The sequence below is a fragment of the Streptomyces sp. NPDC001348 genome (assembly GCF_053597535.1).
In genome coordinates this window covers 56113-82210 of sequence record NZ_JBSFIK010000004.1, presented here as the reverse complement: position 1 = coordinate 82210, position 26098 = coordinate 56113, and the positions used below count along the sequence as shown (strand labels likewise).

The 26098-nt window shown below is 71.8% G+C and carries 24 protein-coding genes and 1 tRNA gene; 12 read left to right on the top strand and 13 right to left on the bottom strand.

All coding sequences use genetic code 11. The features are described from left to right. Positions 1-100 precede the first annotated feature (100 nt). The 5 genes from ACWC21_RS05530 to ACWC21_RS05510 all read right to left on the bottom strand — a co-directional run bounded on the left by ACWC21_RS05530 (position 101) and on the right by ACWC21_RS05510 (position 6102). A complete protein-coding gene (locus ACWC21_RS05530; RefSeq protein WP_450878428.1) occupies positions 101-1576 on the bottom strand; it encodes a peptidoglycan D,D-transpeptidase FtsI family protein in 1476 nt (491 codons plus the stop codon). After that, a complete protein-coding gene (locus ACWC21_RS05525) occupies positions 1573-3009 on the bottom strand; it encodes an FtsW/RodA/SpoVE family cell cycle protein (protein WP_450878426.1) in 1437 nt (478 codons plus the stop codon). The genes ACWC21_RS05530 and ACWC21_RS05525 overlap by 4 nt, the downstream gene beginning before the upstream one ends. Before the next feature lie 27 nt (positions 3010-3036). Beyond that, positions 3037-4581, bottom strand: a complete 1545-nt coding sequence (locus ACWC21_RS05520) for a Stp1/IreP family PP2C-type Ser/Thr phosphatase (RefSeq protein ID WP_450878424.1) — start codon at positions 4579-4581, stop codon at positions 3037-3039. Between the two features lie 140 nt (positions 4582-4721). After that, on the bottom strand, positions 4722-5240 hold the full coding sequence (locus ACWC21_RS05515; protein ID WP_388792592.1) for an FHA domain-containing protein FhaB/FipA: 519 nt from the start codon (positions 5238-5240) through the stop codon (positions 4722-4724). Between the two features lie 10 nt (positions 5241-5250). Then, on the bottom strand, positions 5251-6102 hold the full coding sequence (locus ACWC21_RS05510; RefSeq protein ID WP_450878422.1) for an FhaA domain-containing protein: 852 nt from the start codon (positions 6100-6102) through the stop codon (positions 5251-5253). A gap of 435 nt (positions 6103-6537) precedes the next feature. On the opposite strand from ACWC21_RS05510, the gene ACWC21_RS05505 reads away from it, so the two are divergent. The 4 genes from ACWC21_RS05505 (at position 6538) to ACWC21_RS05490 (ending at position 9853) form a co-directional block, all read left to right on the top strand. Then, positions 6538-6621 (top strand) — tRNA-Leu (locus ACWC21_RS05505). Positions 6622-7053: 432 nt separating this feature from the next. After that, positions 7054-8502, top strand: coding sequence for a DUF2252 domain-containing protein (locus tag ACWC21_RS05500; RefSeq protein ID WP_450878420.1), 1449 nt, complete (start codon positions 7054-7056; stop codon positions 8500-8502). A gap of 150 nt (positions 8503-8652) precedes the next feature. Continuing rightward, positions 8653-9465 carry a hypothetical protein gene (locus ACWC21_RS05495; protein ID WP_450878419.1) on the top strand — a complete coding sequence of 271 codons (813 nt, stop codon included), beginning with the start codon at positions 8653-8655 and terminating at the stop codon, positions 9463-9465. A gap of 58 nt (positions 9466-9523) precedes the next feature. Beyond that, entirely contained in the window at positions 9524-9853 is a 330-nt protein-coding gene (locus ACWC21_RS05490; RefSeq protein ID WP_450878807.1) for a rhodanese-like domain-containing protein, read from the top strand. A gap of 24 nt (positions 9854-9877) precedes the next feature. On the opposite strand, the gene ACWC21_RS05485 is transcribed toward ACWC21_RS05490, so the two are convergent. The 6 genes from ACWC21_RS05485 to paaA all read right to left on the bottom strand — a co-directional run bounded on the left by ACWC21_RS05485 (position 9878) and on the right by paaA (position 14766). Then, positions 9878-11011, bottom strand: coding sequence for an acyl-CoA dehydrogenase family protein (locus ACWC21_RS05485; protein WP_450878417.1), 1134 nt, complete (start codon positions 11009-11011; stop codon positions 9878-9880). Between the two features lie 135 nt (positions 11012-11146). Next, positions 11147-12211 (bottom strand): 2Fe-2S iron-sulfur cluster-binding protein, encoded by a 1065-nt coding sequence (locus tag ACWC21_RS05480; RefSeq protein ID WP_450878415.1) that lies wholly within the window; start codon positions 12209-12211, stop codon positions 11147-11149. Further along, complete coding sequence (paaD, locus tag ACWC21_RS05475; protein WP_450878413.1) at positions 12211-12750, bottom strand: 1,2-phenylacetyl-CoA epoxidase subunit PaaD; 540 nt, start codon at positions 12748-12750, stop codon at positions 12211-12213. The genes ACWC21_RS05480 and paaD overlap by 1 nt, the downstream gene beginning before the upstream one ends. Next, positions 12747-13448 (bottom strand): 1,2-phenylacetyl-CoA epoxidase subunit PaaC, encoded by a 702-nt coding sequence (gene paaC / locus ACWC21_RS05470; RefSeq protein WP_450878805.1) that lies wholly within the window; start codon positions 13446-13448, stop codon positions 12747-12749. The genes paaD and paaC overlap by 4 nt, the downstream gene beginning before the upstream one ends. Positions 13449-13465: 17 nt before the next feature. After that, positions 13466-13753 carry a 1,2-phenylacetyl-CoA epoxidase subunit PaaB gene (gene paaB, locus ACWC21_RS05465; protein WP_389144353.1) on the bottom strand — a complete coding sequence of 96 codons (288 nt, stop codon included), beginning with the start codon at positions 13751-13753 and terminating at the stop codon, positions 13466-13468. Beyond that, on the bottom strand, positions 13750-14766 hold the full coding sequence (gene paaA / locus ACWC21_RS05460; protein ID WP_450878411.1) for a 1,2-phenylacetyl-CoA epoxidase subunit PaaA: 1017 nt from the start codon (positions 14764-14766) through the stop codon (positions 13750-13752). Before paaA ends, paaB begins: the two co-directional genes overlap by 4 nt. 349 nt (positions 14767-15115) lie before the next feature. Here paaA and ACWC21_RS05455 point away from each other — a divergent pair, with 349 nt between their 5' ends. From ACWC21_RS05455 to ACWC21_RS05445, 3 genes are read left to right on the top strand one after another with little or no spacing between them, the layout of a single operon-like run. Further along, positions 15116-15991 (top strand): DUF5819 family protein, encoded by an 876-nt coding sequence (locus tag ACWC21_RS05455; protein ID WP_450878409.1) that lies wholly within the window; start codon positions 15116-15118, stop codon positions 15989-15991. Then, complete coding sequence (locus tag ACWC21_RS05450; RefSeq protein WP_450878407.1) at positions 15988-17196, top strand: HTTM domain-containing protein; 1209 nt, start codon at positions 15988-15990, stop codon at positions 17194-17196. Before ACWC21_RS05455 ends, ACWC21_RS05450 begins: the two co-directional genes overlap by 4 nt. After that, positions 17193-17942 (top strand): TrmH family RNA methyltransferase, encoded by a 750-nt coding sequence (locus ACWC21_RS05445; RefSeq protein ID WP_450878405.1) that lies wholly within the window; start codon positions 17193-17195, stop codon positions 17940-17942. The genes ACWC21_RS05450 and ACWC21_RS05445 overlap by 4 nt, the downstream gene beginning before the upstream one ends. An 18-nt stretch (positions 17943-17960) precedes the next feature. Here the strand turns inward: ACWC21_RS05445 and paaN are convergent, their stop codons facing one another. Then, entirely contained in the window at positions 17961-19667 is a 1707-nt protein-coding gene (gene paaN / locus ACWC21_RS05440) for a phenylacetic acid degradation protein PaaN (RefSeq protein ID WP_450878403.1), read from the bottom strand. Between the two features lie 169 nt (positions 19668-19836). On the opposite strand from paaN, the gene ACWC21_RS05435 reads away from it, so the two are divergent. Next, positions 19837-21348, top strand: a complete 1512-nt coding sequence (locus tag ACWC21_RS05435; protein ID WP_450878401.1) for a 3-hydroxyacyl-CoA dehydrogenase — start codon at positions 19837-19839, stop codon at positions 21346-21348. Then, on the top strand, positions 21348-21938 hold the full coding sequence (locus ACWC21_RS05430) for a TetR/AcrR family transcriptional regulator (RefSeq protein WP_450878399.1): 591 nt from the start codon (positions 21348-21350) through the stop codon (positions 21936-21938). The genes ACWC21_RS05435 and ACWC21_RS05430 overlap by 1 nt, the downstream gene beginning before the upstream one ends. A 17-nt stretch (positions 21939-21955) precedes the next feature. On the opposite strand, the gene ACWC21_RS05425 is transcribed toward ACWC21_RS05430, so the two are convergent. Then, a complete protein-coding gene (locus ACWC21_RS05425; protein WP_450878397.1) occupies positions 21956-22456 on the bottom strand; it encodes an Lrp/AsnC family transcriptional regulator in 501 nt (166 codons plus the stop codon). Positions 22457-22627: 171 nt separating this feature from the next. On the opposite strand from ACWC21_RS05425, the gene pdhA reads away from it, so the two are divergent. From pdhA to ACWC21_RS05410, 3 genes are read left to right on the top strand one after another with little or no spacing between them, the layout of a single operon-like run. Continuing rightward, positions 22628-23764 (top strand): pyruvate dehydrogenase (acetyl-transferring) E1 component subunit alpha, encoded by a 1137-nt coding sequence (gene pdhA, locus ACWC21_RS05420; protein WP_450878395.1) that lies wholly within the window; start codon positions 22628-22630, stop codon positions 23762-23764. Continuing rightward, positions 23761-24765: an alpha-ketoacid dehydrogenase subunit beta gene (locus ACWC21_RS05415; protein WP_450878393.1), complete on the top strand. Its 1005-nt coding sequence runs from the start codon at positions 23761-23763 to the stop codon at positions 24763-24765. Before pdhA ends, ACWC21_RS05415 begins: the two co-directional genes overlap by 4 nt. Continuing rightward, positions 24765-26063 (top strand): dihydrolipoamide acetyltransferase family protein, encoded by a 1299-nt coding sequence (locus ACWC21_RS05410; RefSeq protein ID WP_450878391.1) that lies wholly within the window; start codon positions 24765-24767, stop codon positions 26061-26063. The genes ACWC21_RS05415 and ACWC21_RS05410 overlap by 1 nt, the downstream gene beginning before the upstream one ends. Positions 26064-26098 lie beyond the last annotated feature (35 nt).

The window sequence follows — 26098 nt, the reverse complement described above, 5'->3', positions numbered from 1 at the left end:
CTACCGTACCCGGCTCGCTCTGTGTGACCTGGCCAAGCCCGTCACCCGATACAGGACCGGTATCGCAACGTGCACCGATGTGAGGGGGACGTGAGCGGGGTCACTTCTTGGACTTGATGACCGCCTCCATGACGCTCTTCGCGATCGGTGCCGCGAGGCCGCCGCCGGAGATGTCCTCCCGGTTGGCCTGGTCGTCCTCGATCACCGTGGCCACGGCGACCGGCGAGCTGCCGTCGGGGAGCTTGGCGTAGGAGATGAACCAGGCGTACGGGTTCGCGCTGTTCTCGACGCCGTGCTGGGCGGTACCGGTCTTGCCGCCCACGGTGACACCGCTGATCTGCGCCCTCTGGCCGGTGCCGTCCTTGACGACCGTCTCCATCATGGACTGCAGGATCTGCGCGTTGTTCGCCGTCAGCGGCCGGCTCAGCTCCTGCGGTTCGGTCTTGGCGACCGGGTCGAGGTTGGAGGACTGCAGTTCGTCGACCATGTACGGCTTCATCAGCTTGCCGTCGTTGGCGACGGCGGAGGCGACCATGGCCATCTGCAGCGGGGTCGCGGCGGTGTTGAACTGGCCGATCGAGGACAGCGCGGTCTGCGACCTGTCCATCTTGTCGGAGAACACCGAGGCGTTGGAGCGGACCGGGGTGAACTGCTCGGCGTCGAAGCCGAACTTCTTCGCCTCCGCCAGCATCTTGTCGTTGCCGAGGTCGGCGCCGATCTTGCCGAAGACGGAGTTGCAGGACACCTTCAGCGCGACGCGCAGGGTGGCGTTCTTGCAGGGGATGTTGCCCTCGTTCTTCAGCGGGGTCGTGGTGCCCGGCATGATGTACGGCAGGGGCGAGTCGGTGTTCTCGTCGGCCGACTTGTACAGCCCGTTCTCCAGCGCGGCCGCCGCGGTGACCACCTTGAAGGTGGAGCCAGGCGGGTAGGTCTCGCGCAGCGCCCGGTTCTGCGTCGGGTCGTTGGGGTTGTTCTTCTTCAGGAGGCCCTTCCAGGCCTTGGCGTCGGAGTCGCTGGCGCCCGCGAAGGACGAGGGGTCGTACGACGGGTAGGAGGCCAGCGCCAGGATCTTGCCGGTCGACGGTTCGAGCGCGACCACGGCGCCCTTGCCGCCCTGTGCCTTGAGCCCGTTGTACGCGGCCTTCTGCGCGGCGGCGTTGAGCGTGGTGACGACGTTGCCGCCCTGCTGCTGCTTGCCCGTGATCATGTCGAGGGTCTTGCGGAAGAAGAGCCGGTCGTCGTCGCCGGTGAGGATGCCGTCGTCGATGGACTCCAGCTGGGTGGCGCCGAAGGCCTGGGAGGCGAACCCGGTGACCGGCGCCCACATGGGGCCGTTCTTGTAGGTGCGCTTGTACTTCAGGTCGTTGTTCTTCGTCTCCGTGGACCCGGTGATGGGGTCGCCGTCGACGATGATGTCGCCGCGCGGGGTGGCGTAGCGGGCGATGGTGACGCGGCGGTTGTCGGTGTCGTTCTTGAGACTGTCGGCCTTGACGTACTGCAGCCAGTTGTCCCGGATGAGGAGGGTGAGGACGAGGAGGCCGCAGAAGATCGCGATCCGGCGCAGGGGTTTGTTCATGACGGGCGGACCACCTGGGTCATCTCGGCGTCGGGGTTGCTGGCGGGGGCGGGCGCCGGTCGTCTGGCGGTGTCGCTGATGCGGATGAGGATGCCGATGAGCGCCCAGTTGGCGATGACGGAGGAGCCGCCGTACGCCAGGAACGGCATCGTCATACCGGTCAGCGGGATGAGGCCCATCACGCCGCCGGCCACCACGAAGACCTGCAGCGCGAAGGCGCCGGACAGGCCGACGGCGAGCAGCTTGCCGAAGGGGTCGCGGGCGGCGAGTGCGGTGCGCACGCCGCGCTCCACGATCAGGCCGTAGAGCAGCAGGATCGCCATGATGCCGGCGAGGCCCATCTCCTCGCCGAAGGTGGCGAGGATGAAGTCGGAGTTGGCGGCGAAACGGATGAGCTCGGAGTGGCCCTGGCCGAGACCGCTGCCGAGGGTGCCGCCGGAGCCGAACGCCCACAGGGCCTGCTGGAGCTGTTCGGAGTGGCCGAGCACCCCCTTCCGGCTGAGCAGGTACTCGTGCATCGGGTTCATCCACGCCTGGACACGCGACTTCACGTGCGGCTCGATGCTTGCCACGCCCACGGCGCCGGCCGCGGACATCAGCAGACCGAAGACGATCCAGCTGGTCCGTTCGGTGGCGACGTACAGCATGATCACGAACATGCCGAAGAACAGCAGCGAGGTGCCGAGGTCGGTCTCGAAGACCAGGATGAGGATCGAGATGAACCAGACGACCAGGATCGGGCCGAGGTCGCGGCCGCGGGGCAGGTAGAGGCCCATGAAGCGACGGCTGGCCAGTGCGAGCGCGTCGCGCTTCACCATCAGGTAGCCGGCGAAGAAGACCGCCAGGACGATCTTCGCGAACTCACCGGGCTGGATGGAGAAGCTGCCTACGTGAATCCAGATCTTCGCGCCGTAGAGGTTGGTGCCCAGCCCCGGGACGAGCGGCAGGAGCAGCAGCAGCAGCGCGGCGACCATGGAGATGTACGTGTACCGCTGCAGTACCCGATGGTCCTTGAGGAAGACGAGAACGGCGACGAACAGCGCGATTCCCAGCGAGGTGTACAGCAGCTGCTTGGGCGCCGCACTACCGGCCTGGCCGATCGACTGCAGCAGCTTGGACTGGTCCAGGCGCCAGATGATGACCAGGCCGAGTCCGTTGAGCAGGGTGGCCACCGGCAGCATGAGCGGGTCGGCGTACGGGGCGAACTTTCTCACCACGAGGTGGGCGACGCCGGCCAGCAGACCGAGGCCGAGGCCGTAGCTCAGCAGGCCCGCGGGTACCTGGTCGTTGATGGCCAGGCCCACGTTGGCGTAGGCGAACACCGGGATGGCGACGGCGAAGACCAGAAGCGCCAGTTCGGTGTTGCGGCGGCTCGGGGCGCCGATCGCGCCGATCGTGGACGTGTGGTGCGTCGACTGGTTGGTAGTGCTCATCGTGTGACGGGGCCTCTCACGGCTTGCCTACTGCTTACCGCACAGCGAGACGACCTTCTGCTCATCCTCCGAGAGGCTGGGGCCGGGGCTGGGGGTCGCGGACGGGGTCGTGGACGGAGACTTCGAATGCGAAGGGGACGGCGTGCCCGACGGGTTCGGTGTCGGCGAGGCCTTGGACGTGAAGGAGGTGGTGGTGGTTCCCTTGGTGCCCGAAGTCTTGTCCTGGCCGGTCTTGGAGTTGCTCTTGTTCGCGGCCGTCTGGCGCTCGGCCTCCTTCTTGCACGCGGAGGCCTGTACGGACAGTTCGCCGATCTTCACCTGGGCGTCCTGCAGGCCGCCCTCCGCGATCGTGTTCTTGACCTGCTTCTGCTGGTAGGGCGGCAGGTACTTGAGTTCGATCTCGGGGTGGTCCTTCTCCACCTTCGACAGCGACACCCAGGCCAGGTCCTGGCTGATGCCCCGGTACAGCGCCACGTGCTCGCCCTTGGTGCCGACGTAGTACTGCGTCTGGGTCCAGCGGTAGCCGCCGTAGAGGCCCCCGCCGATGACGGCGAGGGCGAGGGTGCCGTACAGGGACCGCTTGAGCCACCTGCGGCCCTTGCGGGGCTTGGTGAAGTCGTCGTCGGTGTAGTCGCCGAAGCTGCCGCCCGGGACGTAGCCGGTGGGGTCGCCGCTGCCGGGCGGGCCGAACTCGCCGCCGCCCTGGCCGTGGCCCTGGCGGCCGAGGCCGGAGGCGCGGCCGGCCGGGGTCTGCATGATGCCGTTGTCGTGCAGGTGGTTCTGGTTCTCGGCGACGGCGCCGACCACGACGGGGGTGTCGGACAGCTGTGCGGCGAGGGTGTCGCCGGTGTCCAGGTCCAGGACGTCGGCGATGATGACGGTGATGTTGTCGGGGCCGCCGCCGCGCAGGGCGAGCTGGATCAGCTCCTGCACGGTCTCCTGCGGGCCCTGGTAGCTGGCGAGGGTCTCCTCCATCGTCTGGTGGGAGACGACGCCGGAGAGGCCGTCGGAGCAGATCAGGTAGCGGTCGCCGGCCCGGACCTCGCGGATGGACAGGTCGGGTTCGACGTGGTCGCCGCTGCCGAGCGCCCGCATGAGCAGGGAACGCTGCGGGTGGGTGGTGGCCTCTTCCTCGGTGATCCGGCCCTCGTCGACGAGCCGCTGGACCCAGGTGTGGTCCTGGGTGATCTGCGTGAGGACGCCGTCGCGCAGCAGGTAGGCGCGGGAGTCGCCGACGTGGACGAGGCCGAGCCGCTGACCGGTCCACAACAAAGCGGTCAGGGTGGTGCCCATGCCCTCGAGCTGCGGGTCCTCCTCGACCATGGAGCGCAGCTGGTCGTTGGCGCGCTGCACGGCGGCACCGAGCGAGGTGAGGATGTCGGAGCCGGGCACGTCGTCGTCGAGCGTGACCAGGGTGGAGATGACCTCGGAGGAGGCGACCTCACCGGCGGCCTGGCCGCCCATGCCGTCGGCGATGGCGAGCAGGCGCGGACCGGCGTAACCGGAGTCCTCGTTGCCCTCGCGGATCATGCCTCTGTGCGATCCGGCGGCGAAGCGCAGTGACAGACTCATGCGCACCTCGCCTGTCGGCTCCGGGTACAGCCGGTCGTGTCGAGCCACACTGCCCACCCTCCGGTCGGGAGCGCGCCGGGGGCCGTGGTGCGGTCCGCCGCTGCGTGCTCGCTCCGCTCGCGCCTATCCATGATGTAGCACTACTTCCGCAGCTCGATGACGGTCTTGCCGATGCGGATCGGCGCGCCCAGCGGGATGGGCGTGGGGGTCGTCAGCCGGGACCGGTCCAGATACGTGCCGTTGGTGGAGCCGAGGTCCTCGACGATCCACTGGCCGTCGCGGTCCGGGTAGATCCTGGCATGGCGGCTGGAGGCGTAGTCGTCGTCCAGCACGATCGTGGAGTCGTGGGCGCGGCCCAGGGTGACGGTCTGGCCCTGGAGCGCGACGGTGGTGCCGGTCAGGGTCCCCTCGGTGACGACCAGCTTGGAGGGGGCGTTGCGGCGCTGGCGGCCGCCGCCCTGCTGGCCGCGCTGCTGCGGGGGCGCGGCCTGCTGCCGGGCCGCGGCCTGCTGCGGGCGCGCGGCCTCCCGGCGCGATCCGCGCTGGGTGACGCGCGTACCGAACAGGTCGCTGCGGATGACCTGCACGGCCACGATCACGAACAGCCACAGTACGGCCAGGAAACCCAGCCGCATGACCGTGAGGGTCAGCTCTGACATTGCCCCCGCTTCACCCTTCGGCTTGCCGGTAAATGATGGTGGTACTGCCCACGACGATCCGCGAGCCGTCGCGGAGCGTAGCGCGGGTGGTGTGCTGCCCGTCCACCACGATGCCGTTGGTGGAGCCGAGATCCTGGATCGTCGAGGGCGTTCCGGTCCGGATCTCGCAGTGCCGGCGGGAGACGCCGGGGTCGTCGATCCGCACGTCGGCTTCGGTGCTGCGGCCCAGCACGAGCGTCGGGCGGGAGATCTGGTGGCGGGTGCCGTTGATCTCGATCCAGTAGCGGGTGCGCCCGCCGCTCATCGGGGCGGCCGCGGGCCGCTGGGTGGCGGGCTGCGGGTAGCCGTATCCGCCGGGGCGGGCGCCGGGGGGCGGCGCGGCCGGCATGGGCGGGGCGGCGGCGGGCGGCGGGTAGCCGTATCCGCCGGGGGCGGGTCGTCCGGTGGGCGGGGCCGAGGCCGGGGCCGCGGGGGCCTGCTGGCTGCTGGAGGAGGCGAGAGTGCGGCTGCGCACCCGGTACAGACCGGTGTCGAGGTCGTCGGCCTTCTCCAGGTTGACCTTGATCGGTCCCATGAAGGTGTAGCGCTGCTGCTTGGCGTAGTCGCGGACCATGCCGGCGAGCTCGTCGCCGAGCTGGCCCGAGTAGGGGCTGAGGCGCTCGTGGTCGGGCGCGCTCAGTTCCACGATGAAGTCGTTGGGTACGACGGTCCGGTCGCGGTTCCAGATGGTGGCGTTGTTGTCGCACTCCCGCTGGAGCGCACCGGCGATCTCCACGGGCTGGACCTCGGACTTGAACACCTTGGCGAAGGTGCCGTTGACCAGACCTTCGAGGCGCTGCTCGAACTTCTTCAGGACTCCCATGGGGCACCTCCTCCGTCGCTGTCGTCCTGTCTTGCCGTGCTGTTCGGGTGCTGCTTGCCGTGCTGCGTTACCTGGTACTGCTTACTGATCGTATCCACGCGCCCGGCAAAGAGCCGGTTCCCCGGGCGCCTCCCTCTCGAACTCCTCTTGTCAAGGATCGTAGAGGTGTGTGAAGACCAGTGTCCCGCACCCGGCTGTGGACCCGGCCTCCCTCCTGGGAGATGGCCGGGACCGGTACGAGGTTGATACGTGAACAGGTACTCCTTGATACGTGACCGGCGGCCGGAGGCGCGGCCGGGGGCGCGGGCGTGGGCGGCGTCACCCGCAGGCCGGGGGGACGGAAGGGATGTGAATCCGCCCCGTACGACGTGCTAATGTTCTGGGTGTCGGAAGGGGAACGGCCCGCAGGGGCCGGAGCCGGAGGACACACCCAATGCGCGGGTGGCGGAATAGGCAGACGCGCTGGATTCAGGTTCCAGTGCCCGCAAGGGCGTGGGGGTTCAACTCCCCCCTCGCGCACAATGGCTACGGGCCCATCGTGATCATCACGATGGGCCCGTAGCCGTTTGTGGGACCGGCGTGCGATGTGATGAGTCTCTCAGGTCGTTCGGGGTCGCAGAGTACGTGCGGCCGGTACGGCGGAAGCCGTCACCGTGAGCGGCGCGCAGGCGGCCGGGGTGGTGCCGTGGGGGCCCGGGGCAGGCGCGGCACCTGCGCGCGGGTCGCGCCGGTCGGCCGCGGGAGGGTCAGGTCGTGCCGCCGGTCCGAGAACCGTCGGCACCCACGCACACGCGCGCGGGTGAGGGTGAGGGGTCCGTGCCGCCTGTGCGGTCCGACCGGCGGTTTCCACAGGCGTGCAGTCGTCCACAGGGTCCGACGCGTCACCACCACCGGCTGTACGGTCTGCAGGCGTTGATGTTCGTGCGAGTGGGTTCGGGGGAGGCGGTCGCGATGACCGAGACCGGTGCTGCGGTGACGGGAACGGAAGGCGGAGTGGGGGCGGACACCGGAGAGGTGCGCCGGCTGCCCCGGGTGCGCGGATTCGCCGCATGGCCGCCGCAGGGTTCGCCGAAGCGGGAGGGCAAGGCGCTGCGGGCAAGCGTGCCGCGCGGTGCGCACAGCGCCCTGGAGCTCGACGGATCCCGCCCGGACGCGGTGAGCGCCGTGGAGGAGTCGAGCCGCGGCCGGCTCCCCGAGCTCACGCCGATCCGGGTCGGCAGGATGGCCGCGACGCCGTTCGCCTTCCTGCGCGGCTCGGCCGGGCTCATGGCGTACGACCTGGCCCGCACCCCCACGACCCGCATAGGCACCCAGATATGCGGTGACGCGCACGCGGCCAACTTCGGTCTGTACGGCGACGCGCGCGGCGGCCTGGTCATCGATCTCAACGACTTCGACGAGACGGTGCACGGCCCCTGGGAGTGGGACCTCAAGCGGCTCGCCGCCTCACTGGTGCTGGCGGGCCGGGAGGCGGGCGCCGACGAGGACGTGTGCCGTCAGGCGGCGCACGGCGCGGTGGGCGCCTACCGGCGCACCATGCGGCTGCTCGCCAAGCTGCCGGTGCTGGACGCCTGGAACGCCATCGCCGACGAGGAACTCGTCTCGCACACCGACGCGCACGATCTGCTCGGCACGCTGGAGCGGGTCTCGGAGAAGGCGCGGGCCAACACCAGCGGGCGGTTCGCGGCCAAGTCGACCGAAGGCGTCGAGGGCGGCGGGCGCCGCTTCGTCGACGCGCCGCCGGTGCTGCGCCGCATACCGGACGCGGAGGCGGCGGCGGTGGCGGCGTCCCTGGAGGACTACGTCACGACCCTCTCCGAGGACCGGCTTCCGCTGCTGTCCCGACACGCGGTGCACGACGTGGCGTTCCGGGTCGTCGGCACGGGCAGCGTGGGCACCCGGTCCTACGTCGTGCTGCTCCTGGACCACCGCGGCGAACCACTGGTCCTGCAGGTGAAGGAGGCCCGCCCCTCCGCGCTGGTCCCGCACCTGGCGTCGGCCGGTTTCGCGGCGCCGTCCGCCGGTCACGAGGGCCGCCGGGTGGTGCTGGGCCAGAAGCGCATGCAGGTGGTCAGCGACATCCTGCTGGGCTGGACCACGGTCGACGGCCGGCCGTTCCAGGTACGGCAGTTCCGCAACCGCAAGGGCAGCGTCGATCCCGCCGCGCTCGCCGCCGACCAGGTCGACGACTACGGCCGTATGACCGGCGCACTGCTGGCCCGCGCCCACTCCCACAGCGTCGACCCCCGGCTGATCGCCGGCTACTGCGGCAAGAACGAGGAACTGGACGAGGCGATGGCCGCGTTCGCCGTCGCGTACGCCGACCGCACGGAGGCGGACCACGCGGACCTGGTCGCGGCGGTGCGGTCGGGGCGGATCGCGGCGGAGCTGGGCGTGTGAGGCACCGAGGCACGGCAGGCCGAGCGGCGGGGAGGGCGCGGTCCGGTTCGCCACCGTCCCGGGGGTGCGCCGCGTTCGGCGCGCCGGCGGCTTCCGGGGGGAGCTGAGCGCCGGGCCCGGGCGCGGCCCCCGGTGGCCTACGCTGGTCGGGTGACGACCCCGGAAGCTGAGCAGTCCCAGCCGCCCCGGCCCGAGGAGCGGCTGGAGAGGGCCGTGCGGGCCGCCGAGCAGGCCCTGATCGAGTTCGAGATCGCGGTGGAGACCTTCCGCGTCGAGGTCGAGAACTTCTCCCGGCTGCACGAGCAGCGGCTCGGCCCGGTGTACACCCGGCTCGAGGAGCTCGAGGCGCAGATCGCCGAGGTCAGGGCCGCCCGCACCGGTGACCCCGAGGACCTCCGGCGGGCCGAGGAGGCGCGGGCCCGGGTGATGCCCATCCCCGGTGTCGAGGAACTGCTGCACGGCTGGATGGACGGCAACGGTCTGTTCCCGGAGGCCGCGGCGATGCTCACCGAGCAGGAGGTACGGCCCCCGCAGCGGGTCCGCCCCAGCGAGGAGGCCCGCAAGCTCTACCGGGAGCTCGCCCGCAAGGCCCACCCGGACCTGGCGCAGGAGGAACCCGAGCGGGCGCGGCGCGAGGAGTTCATCACCCGCGTCAACGCCGCCTACGCCCGCGGCGACGAGGCGCTGCTGCGGGAGCTGGCCGAGGAGTGGGCCGCGGGACCCGCCCTCGCCGAGCGGCTCCCGAGCCGCGCGGAGGAGCTGTACGCCCGCCTGGAGTGGCTGGCGCAGCGCAAGGAGCTGCTCGCCATGGTGGCCCGTGAACTGGAGGACAGCGCGATCGCCTCCATGCTCCGCCTGGCCCCCGACGACCCCGACGCCCTCCTGGAGGAGATCGCCGAGAAGCTCCGCAGGGACGTGGCGGAGCGGGAGGCGGAGCTGGCGGCACTGCTGGCGCAGGGGTAGTCCGGCCAGTCCGCCCGCCTCTTCGGGTAGCGTCTGGGACATGGTTTTCGGAGCTGATGTGCCGACGGTCGGGGTCACGGACCTGAAGGACGGCGACTTCCTGCTGGACGTTCGCGAGGACGACGAGTGGCAGGCGGGTCACGCCGAGGGGGCGCTGCACATTCCCATCAGCGAGTTCGTGGCGCGGTACGGGGAGCTGACCGAGGCGGCCCCGCAGGACGGCCGGGTGAACGTGATCTGCCGCTCGGGCGGGCGTTCGGCCCAGGTCACGATGTACCTGATCCAGCAGGGCATCGACGCGGTGAACGTGGACGGCGGAATGCAGGTCTGGGCGGCCGCGGGCCGTCCCGTCGTCACGGACCAGGGACAGCCGGGGCACGTTCTGTAGCCCCGGCGCCCGGGGGGCGGGCGGTCAGCCCAGAGGATGGGCCGCGAGCAGGTCCCCCAGCGTCTCCTCGTACGCGGCCGCCGGGCCGAGCGACAGCTCCAGATGCTTGGCCCAGGCGTGGTACCGGTGCAGGGGGTAGTCGGTGTCGGCGCCGAATCCGCCGTGCAGGTGCTGCGCGGTCTGCACGACCCGTCGTACGCCCTCCGCCGCCCAGATCTTCGCCACGGCGACGTCCCCCGCGGCGGGCAGCGCTCCTGGTGCCCCGGAGGCGATGCGCCAGGCGGCCTGCCACAGGGTGGCCTCCATGGCCCGCAGGTCGACGTACCGGTCGGCGGCCTGCACGGCGACCGCCTGGAAGGTCGCGATCGGGTGACCGAACTGTTCCCGCTTGCCGGTGTAGTCGCTGGTCATCCTCAGCACCCGTTCGCCCAGTCCCAGCGCCAGCGCGCAGGTCCCCGTGGCCAGCAGCGCACGCAGCCACTCCCAGGCGCCGTCGGTGTCGATGACGTCCCCGGCCGCGATCCGCGCGGACTGCAGACGCAGCTCGCCCAGCCGCTCCCCGCTGGTGGAGACCTGCTCGGCGAGCACGACGCCGTCGTGGCCGAGCGGGACCAGCGCGAGGACGGTCCGGCCGGCACCGGTGTGCGCGGGCACGACGACGAGGTCGGCGCCGTACGCCCACGGCACCGCCGTCTGTATCCCGTCCAGCACCCAGTCGGCGCCGTCCCGCCGTGCGGTCACGGCGAGTTCGGCCGGGTCATGACCGGTGCGGCCGTGCGCGGCGACGGTGAGTACGAGCTCGCCCCGCCCGGCGGGCGGCAGCAGCCGGGCCCGCAACTCCTCGCCGCCGTAGGCCTGTATGGCAGCCGCGGCGGCGCTGCTCTCCAGCAGGGGTACCCGGGCCAGCACCTTCGCGGACTCCCGCAGCACCAGGCACAGCGCGATGGCGTCCAGACCCGCGCCGCCGTACCCGGGGTCGAGCAGCAGGCTCAGCAGGTCGGCGTCGGCGAGCCTGGACCACAGCGCCCGGTCGAAGTCCTCGGCGACGGCGCCCGCGGTGAGTGCCGGGCTCGGCACCTCGTCCGGCGCGACGCCGGCGAACACGCCGCCGGCCGCCTCGGCCGCCGCCAGCTGCTCCTCGGTGAAGGTGAAGTCCACGGTCCTGTCCTCCTGGCGGATCCGCCCGTCCGGCGGTGCTGACCTGACGGTCCGTCAAGATAGAACAGGTTCTAGAAGAAGGGAACGGTTCGAAGGCGAACGGTGAGTGGGAAACGGCGAGTGGGAAACGGCGCTTCAGCGGTCGAAGTCCAGCTCGACCTTCTCCGTCACCGGGTGCGACTGACAGGCCAGCACATACCCGGCTTCCGTCTCCTCCGTCTCCAGCGCGAAGTTGCGGTCCATGCGCACCTCGCCCGACACCAGGAAGGCCCGGCACGTGCCGCACACCCCGCCCTTGCAGGCGTAGGGCGCGTCGGGGCGGTTGCGCAGCACCGTCTCCAGGAGGGACTCGCCGTCCTGGACCGGCCAGGTGCCGCCGCGTCCGTCGAGCCGGGCGGTCACGGTGCTGTGCGCGGGGGCCGCGGTGACCGTCGCCGGTGCCGCACCGGCGTCCACGTGGAAGATCTCCTCGTGGATCCGCCCCCGCTCCACCCCGAGCTCCCGCAGTGCCCGCCCCGCGCCCTCCACCAGCCCGTAGGGCCCGCACAGGAACCAGCCCGCCACCTCGCCCACCGGCAGCAGTGCCGGCAGCAGCTCCGTCAGCCGTTCCCGGTCCAGCCGTCCGGACGGCAGCCCCGCCCGCTGCTCCTCCCGGGACAGCACGGTCACCAGCTGCAGCCGCTCGGGATACCGGTCCTTCAGATCGGCGACCTCCTCCAGGAACATGGTGGAGGCGGCCGTTCGGTCGCTGCGTATCAGGCAGAACCGGGCGCGGGGCTCGCGTGCCAGCAGCGTGGAGACGATCGAAAGCACCGGGGTGATGCCGCTGCCGCCCACCACCGCCGCGTACAGACCGGGAGCGGGCTCCAGGGTGAACCGCCCGGCCGGGGTCATCACCTCCAGTTCGTCCCCGACGTTCACCTCCTTCAGCGCGTACGTCGAGAACGCCCCGCCCTCGACCAGCCGCACCCCGATCCGCAGGGTGCGCGGCCCCTCGCCGCCGGGCTCGGGAGCCGGCGAGCAGATCGAGTACGTCCGCCGGGTCTCGACCCCGTCGACCCGGCGCCGCAGCGCGAGATGCTGGCCCGGCGTGTACCGGTACTCCTCGCGCAGTTCCGGCGGGACGGTGAAGGTGAGGGCCACCGAGTCGTCGGTGAGCCGGTCGGCCGCGGCCACCGGGAGCGGGTGGAAACGGGCCATCACAGCTCCTTGAAGTGGTCGAACGGTTCCCGGCAGGCCAGACAGCGCCGCAGCGCCTTGCAGGCCGTGGAGGAGAACCGGCTCAGCAGCTCGGTGTCGGCGGATCCGCAGTGCGGGCAGCGCACCGGCTCGGGCTCCTCGGCCGCAGCCTGCTCGCCGGCGCGGGTCGGTCCGAGGGCCACGGCGACCGGCCCGTCGGCCCGGCGCACACGTGGCGGAGCTATCCCGAACTCCCGCAGTTTGCGCCGCCCTTCGTCGGTGATGTCGTCGGTCGACCAGGCGGGCGTGAGGACCGTCCGGACGCTGACCTCGCGCATACCGTGTGCGCGCAGTGCCTGCTCTATGTCCAGGGACATCGCCTCGATCGCCGGGCAGCCGGTGTAGGTCGGCGTCAGTTCGACGTCCACGGCGTCCGTGCCGCGCAGGCGCACCGCACGCACCACGCCCAGTTCCCGAAGGGTGAGCACGGGCAGCTCGGGGTCGGGGACCGAGCCCGCGACGCGGAGCAGCTCGGTCTCGAGGGGAGTCGCCGCCGTCACCACGACGCCCCCGGATGGCTGCGGTGCAGGTGCTGCATCTCGGCGAGCATCCGCCCGAACGGCTCGGTGTGCAGGCCCTGCCGACCCGCGCCGGCCGACCACGCCCCGGACCGCGGCCCCTCGGGCACCGTCAGGGTGGCCCGGCGCAGCACGTCCCCGACGGACTCCAGCCAGGCCCTCTCCAGTCCCGTCCAGTCCACGTCAAGGCCCTCCACCGGCTGGAACATCTCACCGGTGAACCGCCACAGCGCCTCGCACGCCCGCCGCATCCGCTCGTGTCCGGTCGCGGTGCCGTCACCGAGCCGCAGGGTCCACTGCTCGGCATGGTCGCGGTGGTAGGCGACCTCCTTGACGGCCTTCGCCGCGAGCGGGGCGAACGGGCCGTCCCCCGAGGCCAGTTCGGCATGAAGCAGGTGCTGGTAGGTGGAGAAGTACAGCTGGCGGGCGATGGTGTGCGCGAAGTCGCCGTTCGGCTGCTCCACGAGCTGGAGGTTGGTGAAGGCGCGCTCCTCACGCAGAAAGGCCAGTTCGTCCTCGTCCCCGGCCATCGACAGCAGGACGCGGGCCTGCCCCAGCAGGTCCAGGGCGATGTTGGCGAGGGCGACCTCCTCTTCCAGGACGGGCGCGTGTCCCGCCCACTCGCCCAGGCGGTGCGAGAGCACCAGGGTGTCGTCGCCGAGGGCGAGGGCGGCCGTCATGGGCACGGCGGTCGTCGTCACAGGTGCTTCACCCCCTCCGGGATCTCGTAGAACGTCGGGTGCCGGTACGGCTTGTCGGCGGCGGGTTCGAAGAACGGGTCCTTCTCGTCGGGGGAGGACGCCGTGATCGCGGAGGCGGGGACCACCCAGATCGAGACGCCCTCACCGCGCCGGGTGTACAGGTCGCGTGCGTTGCGCAGCGCCAGCTCGGCGTCCGGTGCGTGCAGGCTGCCGGCGTGGGTGTGGGAAAGGCCGCGGCGGGAGCGCACGAAGACCTCCCACAGGGGCCAGTCGGTAGGGGTCATGCTCGGCTCGCTCCTGTCCCACCGGTCTTCTCGCCGGCGTGCTTGGCCGCGTACGCCGCGGCCGCCTCCCGCACCCAGGCGCCCTCGTCGTGTGCCCGGCGGCGCTGGGTGATCCGCTGTTCGTTGCACGGGCCGTTGCCCTTGAGGACCTCCTGGAACTCCGTCCAGTCGATCGCGCCGAAGTCGTGGTGCCCGCGCTCCTCGTTCCACCTCAGGTCCGGGTCGGGCAGGGTGAGGCCCAGCGACTCCGCCTGCGGGACGCAGATGTCGACGAAGCGCTGGCGCAGCTCGTCGTTGGAGTGGCGCTTGATCTTCCACGCCATCGACTGCGCGGAGTGCCGCGAGGCGTCGTCGGGCGGCCCGAACATCATCAGGGACGGCCACCACCAGCGGTTCACCGCGTCCTGCGCCATCGCGTGCTGCTCCGGAGTGCCACGGCTGAGGGCGAGCAGCAGCTCGTATCCCTGGCGCTGGTGGAAGGACTCCTCCTTGCAGATGCGCACCATCGCGCGTGCGTACGGGCCGTAGGAGCAGCGGCACAGGGGCACCTGGTTGGTGATGGCGGCGCCGTCCACCAGCCAGCCGATCGCGCCGACGTCGGCCCAGGTCAGGGTGGGGTAGTTGAAGATCGAGGAGTACTTCTGGCGGCCGCTGTGCAGCTTGTCGAGGAGTTCCTCCCGGCCGGTGCCGAGGGTCTCGGCCGCGCTGTACAGGTACAGGCCGTGGCCCGCCTCGTCCTGGACCTTGGCCATGAGGATGGCCTTGCGGCGCAGTGAGGGTGCACGCGTGATCCAGTTGGCCTCCGGCTGCATGCCGATGATCTCGGAGTGGGCGTGCTGGGCGATCTGCCTGACCAGCGTCGCGCGGTAGGCGTCGGGCATCCAGTCGCGGGGCTCGATGCGCTCGTCCGCTGCCACGGCGGCCTCGAAGGCGCGCTCGTACGCCGCCGTGCCGGCGGTGTCCTGGGCGTGCTGCGCCCCGCCGGCTGTGCGCTGGGCGGCTGCTGTCGCCATGCGGTCCCCCTGACCTCGGGCTCTGCTGGGACTCTGTCCCGACCGATCGTTCGGTCCGTGCGATTCAATGGTGCGGTGAGCCGCCGCGAGGTGTCAACCGCTGTGGAAAACCGGACCGGCAGCCTGTGGACAACCTCCCGTCACCTTGCCCGCCACCCTCTCCTCCACCGTGCGGTACCGCATCGGCTGTGCTTCGGGGCTGCGCCGGACGGGTGAGGCTGAGTACCGTTCCGTGCGGGCGCCGAGGAGATGCGCGGGGCCCATGGGCCGATCCGGCCCGCCCGCGGCGGTGGCCTGTCCGTGTCGGGGCGGCCGGGCAACTTCAGCGGTGATCTGGAAACGGGGCGGAATGGACGCGCACGACGAGGACTCGAAGGCCCCGCCGGGGCCGGACGGGTCGGACGGGACGCGTCCCCTGCCCGTGCCGGACACGACGGACCGGCCGGCCGAGGACACCTCCGGCCGCCCCGGCCCCGCCGAGGACACCTCCGGCCGCCCCGGCCCCGCCGAGGACACCTCCGGCCGCCCCGGCTCCGCCGAGGACCGCACCGGCCGCCCCGGCCCCGTTCCGGGCACCCCCCGTACCGGTGTCGCCGCGCTCTCCCCCCGCTACCAGATCGGTGCGGCCCTGGCGCTCGCGGCCGTCGCGGTGACCGCCTGCGTGCATCTCGGGATGGTGTTCCTGCATGTCGCACCGGCGAACACGGTGACGAAGCAGCACGGCAGGGCGATAGACGAGTGGATCTACCCGGAGTTCGAGCAGAACTGGAAGCTGTTCGCCCCGAACCCGCTGCAGCAGAACATAGCGGTGGAGGTCCGCGCCGACCTGCGGGCGGCCGACGGAACCGTGACGACCACGGGCTGGTACGACCTGTCCGCCCAGGACGGTGAGGCCATAGACGGCAGTCTCCTGCCCAGCCACACGGAACAGAACGAACTGCGCCGGGCCTGGGACTTCTTCCTCGCCACGCACGGCTCCGACAACCGCCCGGTGGGCCTGCGCGGCTCCCTCTCCGAGGAGTACCTGCGCCGGATCGTGGTCAGGCGCCTGTACACCGAGGGCGGCGCCGGCAAGGGCGTCGTCCGGCGCGTGCAGGTCCGCTCCCGCACGACCGACGTTCCGCCGCCCTCGTGGAGCCGTGAACAGGTCTCCGACAAGCCCTTCTACCGCCTGCTGCCCTGGTGGACGGTGACGCGGGACGAGACCGCCGGGGGTGTGCGGTGAACCGTCTCGTGCTCTCGGTCTCCCGCGGGATCGCCCAGGTCACCGAGTCGCCCCTCGGCCCCTACCAGTCGGCCGTGATCCGCATCGGCTTCGCCGGGACCTGGCTGTTGTTCCTGCTGCGCGAGTTCCCCCACCGCGAGCAGCTCTATGGCCCGGACGGTCCCTGGAGCTGGGCCATGGCCCACAGGCTGACCTCCGACAACGGAGCCTTCACCGCCCTGATGTGGACCGACGGGCGGGCCTGGTTCGAGGTGTTCTACGTCCTCGCCGTCGTCGCGAGCGCCCTGCTCCTGCTGGGCTGGCGCACCCGTACGGCGTCCGTGCTGTTCATGGTCGGCGTGCTCTCGCTGCAGAACCGCAGCGTCTTCGTGGGCGACGGCGGCGACAACGTCCTGCACCTGATGTCGATCTACCTGGTGTTCACCCGCTGCGGCCGGGTGTGGTCCCTGGACGCCGGGCGGGAGGAGCGTGCGGCGGCCGCGCACGCGCGCGGGGAGCGGGTCGCCGACCGGACGGGCCCCCTCCTGTGGGGAGTGCTCGGTCTCGCGCTGGCCGGGGTGACCGTGGCCGGCCGCCTGGACAGCGGTCTGCTCGTCCCCGTGCTGCTGTGGTCGATGTGGCTGGCGCAGGGCCTGTGGTGGGTGGTGGGGCGTCGGGCGCGCTCGCAGGAGCCCCGGATCCTGCTGGACGTGATCGCGAACATCGTGCACAACGGCGCCCTGTTCGTGATCATGGCGGAGGCGTGCCTGATCTACGCCACGGCAGGCTGGTACAAGATCCAGGGTTCGCGCTGGCAGGACGGCACCGCCGTCTACTACCCGCTGCACCTGGACTACTTCTCGCCCTGGCCGGCCCTCGCCGACCTGCTGTCGGCCAACGGCACCCTGGTCATGCTGGTGACCTACGGGACGGTCGTGGTGCAGGTCGCCTTCCCGTTCACGCTGTTCAACCGGCGGGTGAAGAACGTCCTGCTGGCCGCGATGATGACCGAGCACGCCGTGATCGCGGTCGTCCTCGGGCTGCCCTTCTTCTCGCTCGCGATGATCGCCGCGGACTCGGTGTTCCTGCCGACGTCGTTCCTTCGCGGACTCGGCGGCTGGGCGGCGCACGCGCGTGGGCGGCTGACCAGGCGCGGCGGCCCCGGCCTGCCTGCGCCGCGCTCCCCGGAGGGCCACGAGTCCGCCCACGTAGGCTTCGGGGCATGACCGATCCCCTGACCCGCTGGCGCGAACGCGCCGCCGGCTGTGTGCTGCTCGACGGCTTCCACGCCCTCAAGCACGCGGTGCGCTTCGCGGCCGAGGTACCGGTGGCGGTCACCACGGACCGGCCGGCGGCGCTCGCCCTCGCCGGCGAACTGGCCCCGGACGTCCGTGACACGCTGGACGCGCTCCTGGCGGAGGTGCCGGAGGCGGTGTACGCGTCCCTGGTGCCGAGGCCGCACCCCACCGCCGTGGCAGCCCTGGCCGTACGGCCGTCCCGCGCGGCCAACCTGGAGAAACTGGCACACGCCACGCGCCGCGCACCCGTCGTCGTCCTCGACGATCCGCGCAACCTGGGCAACGCGGGCGCCGTGATCCGGCTGGCCGCCGGCTTCGGGGCGACCGGGGTCGTCACCACGGGCACGCTCGACCCCTGGCACCCCACGGTGGTGCGGGGCGGGGCGGGGCTGCACTTCGCGACCGCCGTGGAACGGCTGGCCGTGGCCGAGCTCCCGCCCGGGCCGCTGTTCGCCCTCGACCCGGAGGGCGAGGACATCCGGGGCCTGAAGCTGCCGGACGACGCGGTGCTCGCCTTCGGCTCGGAGCGCAGCGGCCTGTCCGCCGAGCTGCGCGCCCGCACCGACCATCTGGTGTCCCTGCCGATGCGCCCCCAGGTCTCCAGCTACAACCTCGCGACCAGTGTGGCCATGACGCTGTACCACTGGAGCGCCACCGGGGGCGCACCCGTCTGAGCGTTCCGGCAGGCGGCCCTACGCCTCCCGGCGGACCTCCACCACCCGGAAGCGGTTCGCGACGAAGGCGCCGTCGCACAGGGCCGCGTTGGCCGACGGGTTGCCGCCCGACCCGTGGAAGTCGGAGAAGGCGGCCGTCTGGTTGACGTACACCCCGCCGGTGAGGTTGACGGACAGCTGGGCGGCCTCCTCCAGGCAGACCTCCTCGATCGCGCGCTCCACCTCCTGGTCGGTGGTGTACGCGCCGACCGTCATCGCGCCCTTCTCGCGGACCGTGCGCCGCAGCAGCTCCACCGCGTCCGTCGCCGAGTCGACGGCGACGGCGAAGGAGACGGGGCCGAAGCACTCGCTCATGAAGGCGGCCTCGTCGTCAGCCCCCTCCCAATATTTCCGCGCGCCGTCCAGCTTGACGATCACCGGGGTGCGCACGACCGCCCCGGGGAATTCGGGGTTGGTCACCTCGCGGGAGGCGAGAGCGACCTCGCCGAGGCCCGCCGCGGCCTCCAGACGGGCCTTGACGTCCGGGTTGACGATCGCCCCGAGCAGGGCGTTCGCGCGCGCGTCGTCCCCGAGCAGGCCGTCGACCGCGAGGGCGAGGTCGGCGACCACCTCGTCGTAGGACTTGGGACCCTGGTCGGTGCGGATGCCGTCGCGCGGGACCAGCAGGTTCTGCGGGGTGGTGCACATCTGGCCGCTGTACAGGGACAGCGAGAACGCCAGGTTGGAGAGCATGCCCTGGTAGTCGTCCGTCGACTCCACGATCACCGTGTTGACGCCGGCCTTCTCGGTGTAGACCTGCGCCTGGCGGGCGTTGGCCTCCAGCCAGTCGCCGAACTCCGTGGAGCCCGTGTAGTCGATGATCCGGATCTCGGGGCGGGTGGCCAGCGTTCTGGCGATGCCCTCGCCGGGGCGTTCGGCGGCCAGGGCGACCAGGTTCGGGTCGAAGCCGGTCTCGGCGAGCACCTGGCGGGCCACCTGCACGGTCAGGGCGAGCGGCAGCACCGCGCGCGGGTGGGGCTTGACCAGGACCGCGTTGCCGGTGGCCAGGGAGGCGAACAGGCCCGGGTAGCCGTTCCAGGTCGGGAAGGTGTTGCAGCCGACGAGCAGTGCGATGCCGCGGGGGACGGGCGTGAAGTGCTTGGTGAGCACCAGCGGGTCGCGCTTGCCCTGCGGCTTGGTCCACTCCGCGGAGTCGGGGGTGCGCACCTGCTCCGCGTACGCGTACGCCACCGCCTCCAGGCCGCGGTCCTGGGCGTGCGGGCCGCCGGCCTGGAACGCCATCATGAACGCCTGGCCGGAGGTGTGCATGACCGCGTGCGCGAACTCGTGCGTCCGGTCGCTGATCCGCTTCAGGATCTCCAGGCAGACCACGGCCCTGGTCTCCGCGCCCGCGTCCCGCCACGCGCCCTGCCCGGCGCGCATCGCGGGCAGCAGGATGTCGGCGTCCGCGTGCGGGTAGGTGACGTCCAGCTCGATGCCGTAGGGGGAGACCTCGCCGCCCACCCAGTCGTCCGTGCCGGGCTGGCCGAGGTCGACGCGGCCGCCCAGGAGGGCGTCGAAGGCGGCCTTGCCCGCCGCCGCGTCCAGGCTGCCGTTCTCGCCGTACGCCTTCGGGTGCTCGGGGTGGGGGGACCAGTACGCGCGTGTGCGGATCGCCTTCAGCGCCTGGTCGAGAGTGGGCCGGTGCTTGGCGATCAGCTCGTGCGCGTTCAGTTCGGCGGCCATGCGGGACCAACTCCTCGTCTCAAGAGCTCTTCGTCGAGCTCATGACCTGGGCAGAAACAGCAGAACCATGGGCAGGAAAGGCCGGACAGAGTTAGAGTAACCGAACGATCGGTCGGGACAAGGGGGTCCGCCGCATCTGTGGAAAACCATGTGCGGGAGGATCGCGCCCATGACAGCACTCGACCTCAGCAGCCCCGTGGCCGTGGTCGGCACCGGCACCATGGGCCAGGGCATAGCCCAGGTCGCACTGGTGGCGGGCCAACCCGTCCGGCTGTACGACGCCGTCCCCGGGCGCGCCCAGGAGGCGGCCGCCGCGATCGGCGCACGTCTGGACCGGCTCGTGGCGAAGGGCCGGCTCACCGGCGCCGAACGGGACGCCGCCCGCGACCGGCTCCGGCCGGCCGGGAGCCTCGCCGAGCTCGCCGACTGCGCCCTGGTCGTCGAAGCCGTCCTGGAGCGGCTGGACGTCAAACAGGAGCTCTTCCGCGAGCTCGAGGACATCGTCGCCGAGGACTGCCTGCTCGCCACCAACACCTCCTCCCTGTCGGTGACGGCCATCGGCGGCGCGCTGCGGGGCGCCGGACGTTTCGTCGGCCTGCACTTCTTCAACCCCGCGCCGCTGATGCCGCTGGTGGAGGTCGTCTCCGGGTTCGCCACCGACGTCACCTCGGCCACGCGCGCGTACGAGACCGCCCGCGCCTGGGGCAAGACCCCGGTCGCCTGTGCCGACACCCCGGGCTTCATCGTCAACCGCATCGCCCGCCCGTTCTACGCGGAGGCGTTCGCCGTCCTGGAGGCCCAGGCCGCCGACCCGGCGACCATCGACGCCGTCCTGCGTGAGTGCGGCGGCTTCCGGATGGGTGCCTTCGAGCTGACGGACCTCATCGGACAGGACGTCAACGAGTCCGTCACGCACTCCGTGTGGCAGTCCTTCTTCCAGGACGTGCGTTTCACGCCCTCGCTCGCCCAGCGGCGCCTGGTCGAGTCCGGGCGCCTGGGCCGCAAGACCGGACACGGCTGGTACGACTACGCCGACGGCGCCGAGCGCCCCGAGCCGCACACCGCCGACAAGGAACAGGCACCCTCCTACGTCATCGCCGAGGGCCGCCTGGGCCCGGCGGCCGAACTGCTCACGCTGATCCGCGAGGCGGGCATCCGGGTCCGCGAGGAGGACGAGGACAACGGCACCCGCCTGATCCTGCCCAGCGGCGGGCAGCTGGTGCTCGCCGACGGGCAGACCTCCGTCGAGTTCGGCGACGTCGTCTACTTCGACCTCGCCCTCGACTACCGCCGTGCCACCCGCGTCGCCCTGTCCGCCGCCCAGGACACCCCGCCGCAGACCGTGCGGGAGGCCACCGGCCTCTTCCAGGCGCTCGGCAAGGACGTCAGCATCGTCGGGGACGTCCCCGGCATGATCGTCGCCCGTACGGTCGCCCGGATCGTCGACCTCGCCCACGACGCCGTCGCCAAGGGCGTGGCCACCGAGGAGGACATCGACACGGCGATGCGCCTGGGCGTCAACTACCCTCTCGGCCCCTTCGAGTGGAGCCGCAGGCTCGGCCGCGACTGGGCCTACGACCTGCTGGACGAGCTGCACGTGTGCGACCCCTGCGGACGCTACGCACCGTCCCTCGCGCTCTACCGGCACTCGCACGCCACCGAGAAGCGGGAGGGCGCGTGATGACCACCGCCAGACGTGACCCCTACACCCCCGAGACCCTTCTCTCGGTCGCCGTGCGGGTCTTCAACGAGCGCGGTTACGACGGCACCTCCATGGAGCACCTGTCCAAGGCGGCCGGCATCTCCAAGTCGTCGATCTACCACCACGTGACCGGCAAGGAGGAACTGCTGCGCCGGGCCGTCAGCCGGGCGCTGGACGGCCTCTTCGCGATCCTCGACGAGGAGCCCGCGCGCGTGGGGCGGTCCGCGGACCGCCTGGAGCACGTCGTCCGGCGCATGGTCGAGGTGCTGCTGGCCGAGCTGCCCTACGTGACGCTGCTGCTGCGTGTGCGGGGGAACACCGCCACCGAACGCTGGGCGCTGGAGCGGCGGCGCGACTTCGACCACCGGGTGGCCGAGCTGCTGAAGGCGGCGGCGAGCGACGGGGACGTGCGCGGCGACGTGGAGGTGCGCCTGGCGACCCGGCTGGTCTTCGGGATGATCAACTCGATCGTGGAGTGGTACCGCCCCGACGGGCGCGGGACGGGCGCGCGCGAGGTGTCCGACGCGGTGGTGCGGCTGGTCTTCTCGGGGCTGCGCAGCGAACGCTGACGCCCGGCTCCGCCGGGTCAGCCCTCCGGCTCCAGGTCCTCTTCCTCGAACACCAGCAGGGTGCGGGTGCTGAGCACCTCCGGGAGGGCCTGGAGCCGGGTGAGCACCAGCTCGCGCAGGGCCCTGTTGTCGGGGGTGTGCACCAGGAGCAGCACGTCGAAGTCGCCGCCCACCAGTGCGATGTGCGAGGCGCCCGGCAGCTGTCTGAGCTGCTCGCGCACGGTGCGCCAGGTGTTCTGCACGATCTTCAGGGTGATGTACGCCGACGTGCCGTGCCCCGCCCGCTCGTGGTCGACGCGGGCACCGAAACCACGGATCACTCCGTCCTCGATGAGGCGGTTGATGCGCGCGTACGCGTTGGCGCGGGAGACGTGGACGCGCTCGGCGACCGACCGTATCGACGCGCGGCCGTCCGCCTGGAGCATCCGCAGGATGTCCTGGTCGACGGCGTCCAGCGGACGCGGCGGCGGCAGGACGGCATCGGACTCCGGGCCCGCGGCCATTTGTTCAGATGCCATGTCCCCCCACCTTCCTGCCGTGGACGCCCTGCGTTCATTGCAGGCTGTGGAGAACCGTTTGTCCACAGCCTCCGGGGCCCTGTAGCCAAAATGTGCCGACGACCGAACAATCGGTAGGTGAGGCGGGTCACAGCCGACGCGTCTCCTGAGCTCGCACGAGGAGGTGCCGTCATGACGGTCATGGAGCAGCGAGGCGCGTACCGGCCATCGCCGCCGCCCGCCTGGCAGCCCCGTACGGACCCCGCGCCGCTGCTGCCCGACGCCGAGCCCTACCGCGTCCTCGGCACCGAGGCCGCCGCCCAGGCCGACCCGGAGCTGCTGCGTCTGCTCCACGCCCACCTGGTGCGCGGCCGGCGGTACAACACGCAGGCCACCGCGCTCACCAAGCAGGGCCGTCTCGCCGTCTACCCCTCCAGCACCGGGCAGGAGGCCTGCGAGGTCGCCGCCGCACTCGCCCTGCGGGAACACGACTGGCTCTTCCCCAGCTACCGCGACACGCTGGCCGCCGTGGTCCGCGGCGTCGACCCCGTCGAGGCCCTCACCCTGCTGCGCGGCGACCGGCACACCGGCTACGACCCCTACGAGCACCGTGTCGCCCCGCTGTGCACCCCGCTGGCCACCCAGCTCCCGCACGCCGTCGGCCTCGCCCACGCCGCCCGCCTCAAGGGTGACGACGTGGTGGCGCTCGCCCTGGTCGGCGACGGCGGCACCAGCGAGGGCGACTTCCACGAGGCGCTGAACTTCGCCGCCGTCTGGCAGGCCCCGGTCGTCTTCCTGGTCCAGAACAACGGCTTCGCCATCTCGGTACCGCTCGCCAAGCAGACCGCGGCGCCCTCCCTGGCCCACAAGGCCGTCGGTTACGGCATGCCGGGCCGCCTGGTCGACGGCAACGACGCGGCCGCCGTGCACGAGGTCCTCAGCGACGCCGTGCGGCACGCCCGCGCGGGCGGCGGTCCCACGCTCGTGGAGGCCGTGACGTACCGCATCGACGCCCACACCAACGCCGACGACGCCACCCGCTACCGCGGTGACGCCGAGGTGGCGGCCTGGCGCGAGCACGACCCGGTCCACCTGCTCGAACGCGAGCTCACCGCCCGTGGCCTGATCGACGAGGACGACATCCGGGCGGTACGCGAGGACGCCGAGGCGATGGCCGCCGACCTGCGCGAACGCATGAACCGGGATCCGGAACTCGACCCCATGGACCTCTTCGCCCACGTGTACGCCGAGCCCACTCCGCAACTGCGGGAGCAGCGCGACCTGCTGCGGGCCGAGCTGGAGGCCGAGCAGGAAGGCGGTCACCGATGACCACCGTCGCCGTCAAACCCGCCACCATGGCGCAGGCCCTCACGCGCGCGCTGCGCGACGCGATGGCCGCCGATCCCGCCGTGCACGTCATGGGCGAGGACGTCGGCACCCTCGGCGGAGTCTTCCGGGTCACCGACGGGCTCGCCAAGGAGTTCGGCGAGGACCGCTGCACGGACACCCCGCTGGCCGAGGCGGGCATCCTCGGCACCGCCGTCGGCATGGCCATGTACGGGCTGCGTCCGGTCGTGGAGATGCAGTTCGACGCGTTCGCGTACCCCGCGTTCGAGCAGATGGTCAGCCATGTCTCGCGGATGCGCAACCGTACCCGCGGACGGATGCCCCTGCCGATCACCGTTCGCGTCCCCTACGGCGGCGGCATCGGCGGAGTCGAGCACCACAGTGACTCCTCCGAGGCGTACTACATGGCGACTCCGGGGCTCCATGTCGTCACGCCCGCCACCGTCGCCGACGCCTACGGGCTGCTGCGCGCGTCCATCGCCTCGGACGACCCGGTGCTCTTCCTCGAACCCAAGCGGCTGTACTGGTCGAAGGACTCCTGGAACCCGGAGGACCCGCAGACCGTCGAGCCGCTGGGCCGCGCGGTGGTGCGGCGGGCCGGCCGCAGCGCCACGCTCATCACCTACGGGCCGTCCGTGCCGGTCTGCCTGGACGCCGCCGAGGCGGCCCGGGCCGAGGGCTGGGACCTCGAAGTAGTCGACCTGCGTTCCCTGGTGCCGTTCGACGACGAGACGGTCACCGCGTCGGTACGGCGTACCGGGCGCGCGGTCGTCGTCCACGAGTCGGGCGGGTTCGGCGGGCCGGGCGGCGAGATCGCGGCCCGCGTCACGGAACGCTGCTTCCACCATCTGGAGGCGCCGGTGCTGCGCGTGGCCGGCTTCGACATCCCCTACCCGCCGCCGATGCTGGAGCGGCACCACCTGCCCGGCGTCGACCGGATCCTGGACGCCGTGGCGCGTCTGCAGTGGGAGGCCGAGAGCTGATGGCACACGTGCTCGAGTTCAAGCTTCCCGACCTCGGGGAGGGGCTGACCGAGGCCGAGATCGTCCGCTGGCTGGTCCAGGTCGGTGACGTCGTCGCGGTCGACCAGCCCGTCGTCGAGGTCGAGACGGCCAAGGCCATGGTCGAGGTCCCCTGCCCGTACGGAGGCGTGGTCACCGCCCGCTTCGGGGAGGAGGGCACGGAACTGCCCGTCGGGGCGCCACTGCTGACGGTGGCGGTGGGACCACCGGCCGCCGACGGCACCGTGGACGGTGCCGTCGGCGGGAACACCGGCGGCTCGGGCAACGTCCTGGTCGGCTACGGCACCTCGGAGGCACCGGCACGGCGCCGGAGGGTCCGGCCGGCCGCCGGCGGAAGGGCCCAGGAGCCCGCTCCGGCACCGCCCGCGCCCGTCGAGGGACCGGTCCCCGTGATCTCCCCGCTGGTGCGCCGGCTGGCCCGCGACAACGGCCTCGACCTGCGCAAGCTGCCCGGGTCCGGGCCCGACGGGCTGATCCTGCGTGCCGATGTCGAGAACGCCCTGCGGACCAAGGCCGCGCCCGCCGCCCCCGTGGCGGAGGAACCGCCGGCCCGGGTCTCCTCCGTTCGCGACGGCGTCCGCACCCCTCTCAAGGGGGTTCGGGGCGCCGTCGCCGACAAGCTCTCCCGCAGCCGCCGGGAGATCCCGGACGCCACCTGCTGGGTCGACGCGGACGCGACCGAACTCATGCGGGCGCGAGCCGCGATGAACACGGGCGCGGGACCGAAGATCTCCCTCCTCGCGCTGCTCGCCCGGATCTGCACCGCGGCCCTCGCCCGGTTCCCCGAGCTGAACTCCTACGTCGACACCGACGCCCGCGAGCTCGTCCGGCTGGAGCAGGTGCACATCGGGTTCGCCGCGCAGACCGATCGTGGGCTGGTGGTGCCCGTTGTCCGGGACGCCCACGCGCGCGACGCCGAGTCCCTCAGCGCCGAGTTCGCCCGGCTGACCGAGGCGGCCCGGGCCGGGACGCTGACACCCGGTGAACTCACCGGCGGGACCTTCACGCTGAACAACTACGGGGTGTTCGGCGTCGACGGCTCCACGCCGATCATCAACCATCCCGAGGCGGCCATGCTGGGCGTCGGCCGCATCGTGCCCAAACCCTGGGTGCACGAGGGCGAGCTGGCGGTGCGCCAGGTCGTCCAGCTCTCGCTCACCTTCGACCACCGGGTGTGCGACGGCGGCACGGCCGGCGGCTTCCTGAGGTACGTGGCGGACTGCGTGGAACAGCCCGCGGTGCTGCTGCGCACCCTGTGACGGACGGGAGCTCACGAAGAAAGGCCGCGGGCCCC

Excerpts from the sequence above, each read along its gene's own strand:
- ACWC21_RS05515 (WP_388792592.1), bottom strand. The coding sequence starts at position 5,240 with ATGTCAGAGCTGACCCTCACGGTCATGCGGCTGGGTTTCCTGGCCGTA.
- ACWC21_RS05500 (WP_450878420.1), top strand. The coding sequence starts at position 7,054 with ATGACCGAGACCGGTGCTGCGGTGACGGGAACGGAAGGCGGAGTGGGG.
- ACWC21_RS05525 (WP_450878426.1), bottom strand. The coding sequence starts at position 3,009 with ATGAGCACTACCAACCAGTCGACGCACCACACGTCCACGATCGGCGCG.
- ACWC21_RS05455 (WP_450878409.1), top strand. The coding sequence starts at position 15,116 with ATGGACGCGCACGACGAGGACTCGAAGGCCCCGCCGGGGCCGGACGGG.
- ACWC21_RS05415 (WP_450878393.1), top strand. The coding sequence starts at position 23,761 with ATGACCACCGTCGCCGTCAAACCCGCCACCATGGCGCAGGCCCTCACG.
- ACWC21_RS05510 (WP_450878422.1), bottom strand. The coding sequence starts at position 6,102 with ATGGGAGTCCTGAAGAAGTTCGAGCAGCGCCTCGAAGGTCTGGTCAAC.
- ACWC21_RS05410 (WP_450878391.1), top strand. The coding sequence starts at position 24,765 with ATGGCACACGTGCTCGAGTTCAAGCTTCCCGACCTCGGGGAGGGGCTG.
- ACWC21_RS05425 (WP_450878397.1), bottom strand. The coding sequence starts at position 22,456 with ATGGCATCTGAACAAATGGCCGCGGGCCCGGAGTCCGATGCCGTCCTG.
- paaC (WP_450878805.1), bottom strand. The coding sequence starts at position 13,448 with ATGACGGCCGCCCTCGCCCTCGGCGACGACACCCTGGTGCTCTCGCAC.
- ACWC21_RS05445 (WP_450878405.1), top strand. The coding sequence starts at position 17,193 with ATGACCGATCCCCTGACCCGCTGGCGCGAACGCGCCGCCGGCTGTGTG.
- ACWC21_RS05520 (WP_450878424.1), bottom strand. The coding sequence starts at position 4,581 with ATGAGTCTGTCACTGCGCTTCGCCGCCGGATCGCACAGAGGCATGATC.
- ACWC21_RS05480 (WP_450878415.1), bottom strand. The coding sequence starts at position 12,211 with ATGGCCCGTTTCCACCCGCTCCCGGTGGCCGCGGCCGACCGGCTCACC.
- ACWC21_RS05435 (WP_450878401.1), top strand. The coding sequence starts at position 19,837 with ATGACAGCACTCGACCTCAGCAGCCCCGTGGCCGTGGTCGGCACCGGC.
- paaN (WP_450878403.1), bottom strand. The coding sequence starts at position 19,667 with ATGGCCGCCGAACTGAACGCGCACGAGCTGATCGCCAAGCACCGGCCC.
- paaA (WP_450878411.1), bottom strand. The coding sequence starts at position 14,766 with ATGGCGACAGCAGCCGCCCAGCGCACAGCCGGCGGGGCGCAGCACGCC.
- ACWC21_RS05530 (WP_450878428.1), bottom strand. The coding sequence starts at position 1,576 with ATGAACAAACCCCTGCGCCGGATCGCGATCTTCTGCGGCCTCCTCGTC.
- ACWC21_RS05430 (WP_450878399.1), top strand. The coding sequence starts at position 21,348 with ATGACCACCGCCAGACGTGACCCCTACACCCCCGAGACCCTTCTCTCG.
- pdhA (WP_450878395.1), top strand. The coding sequence starts at position 22,628 with ATGACGGTCATGGAGCAGCGAGGCGCGTACCGGCCATCGCCGCCGCCC.
- paaB (WP_389144353.1), bottom strand. The coding sequence starts at position 13,753 with ATGACCCCTACCGACTGGCCCCTGTGGGAGGTCTTCGTGCGCTCCCGC.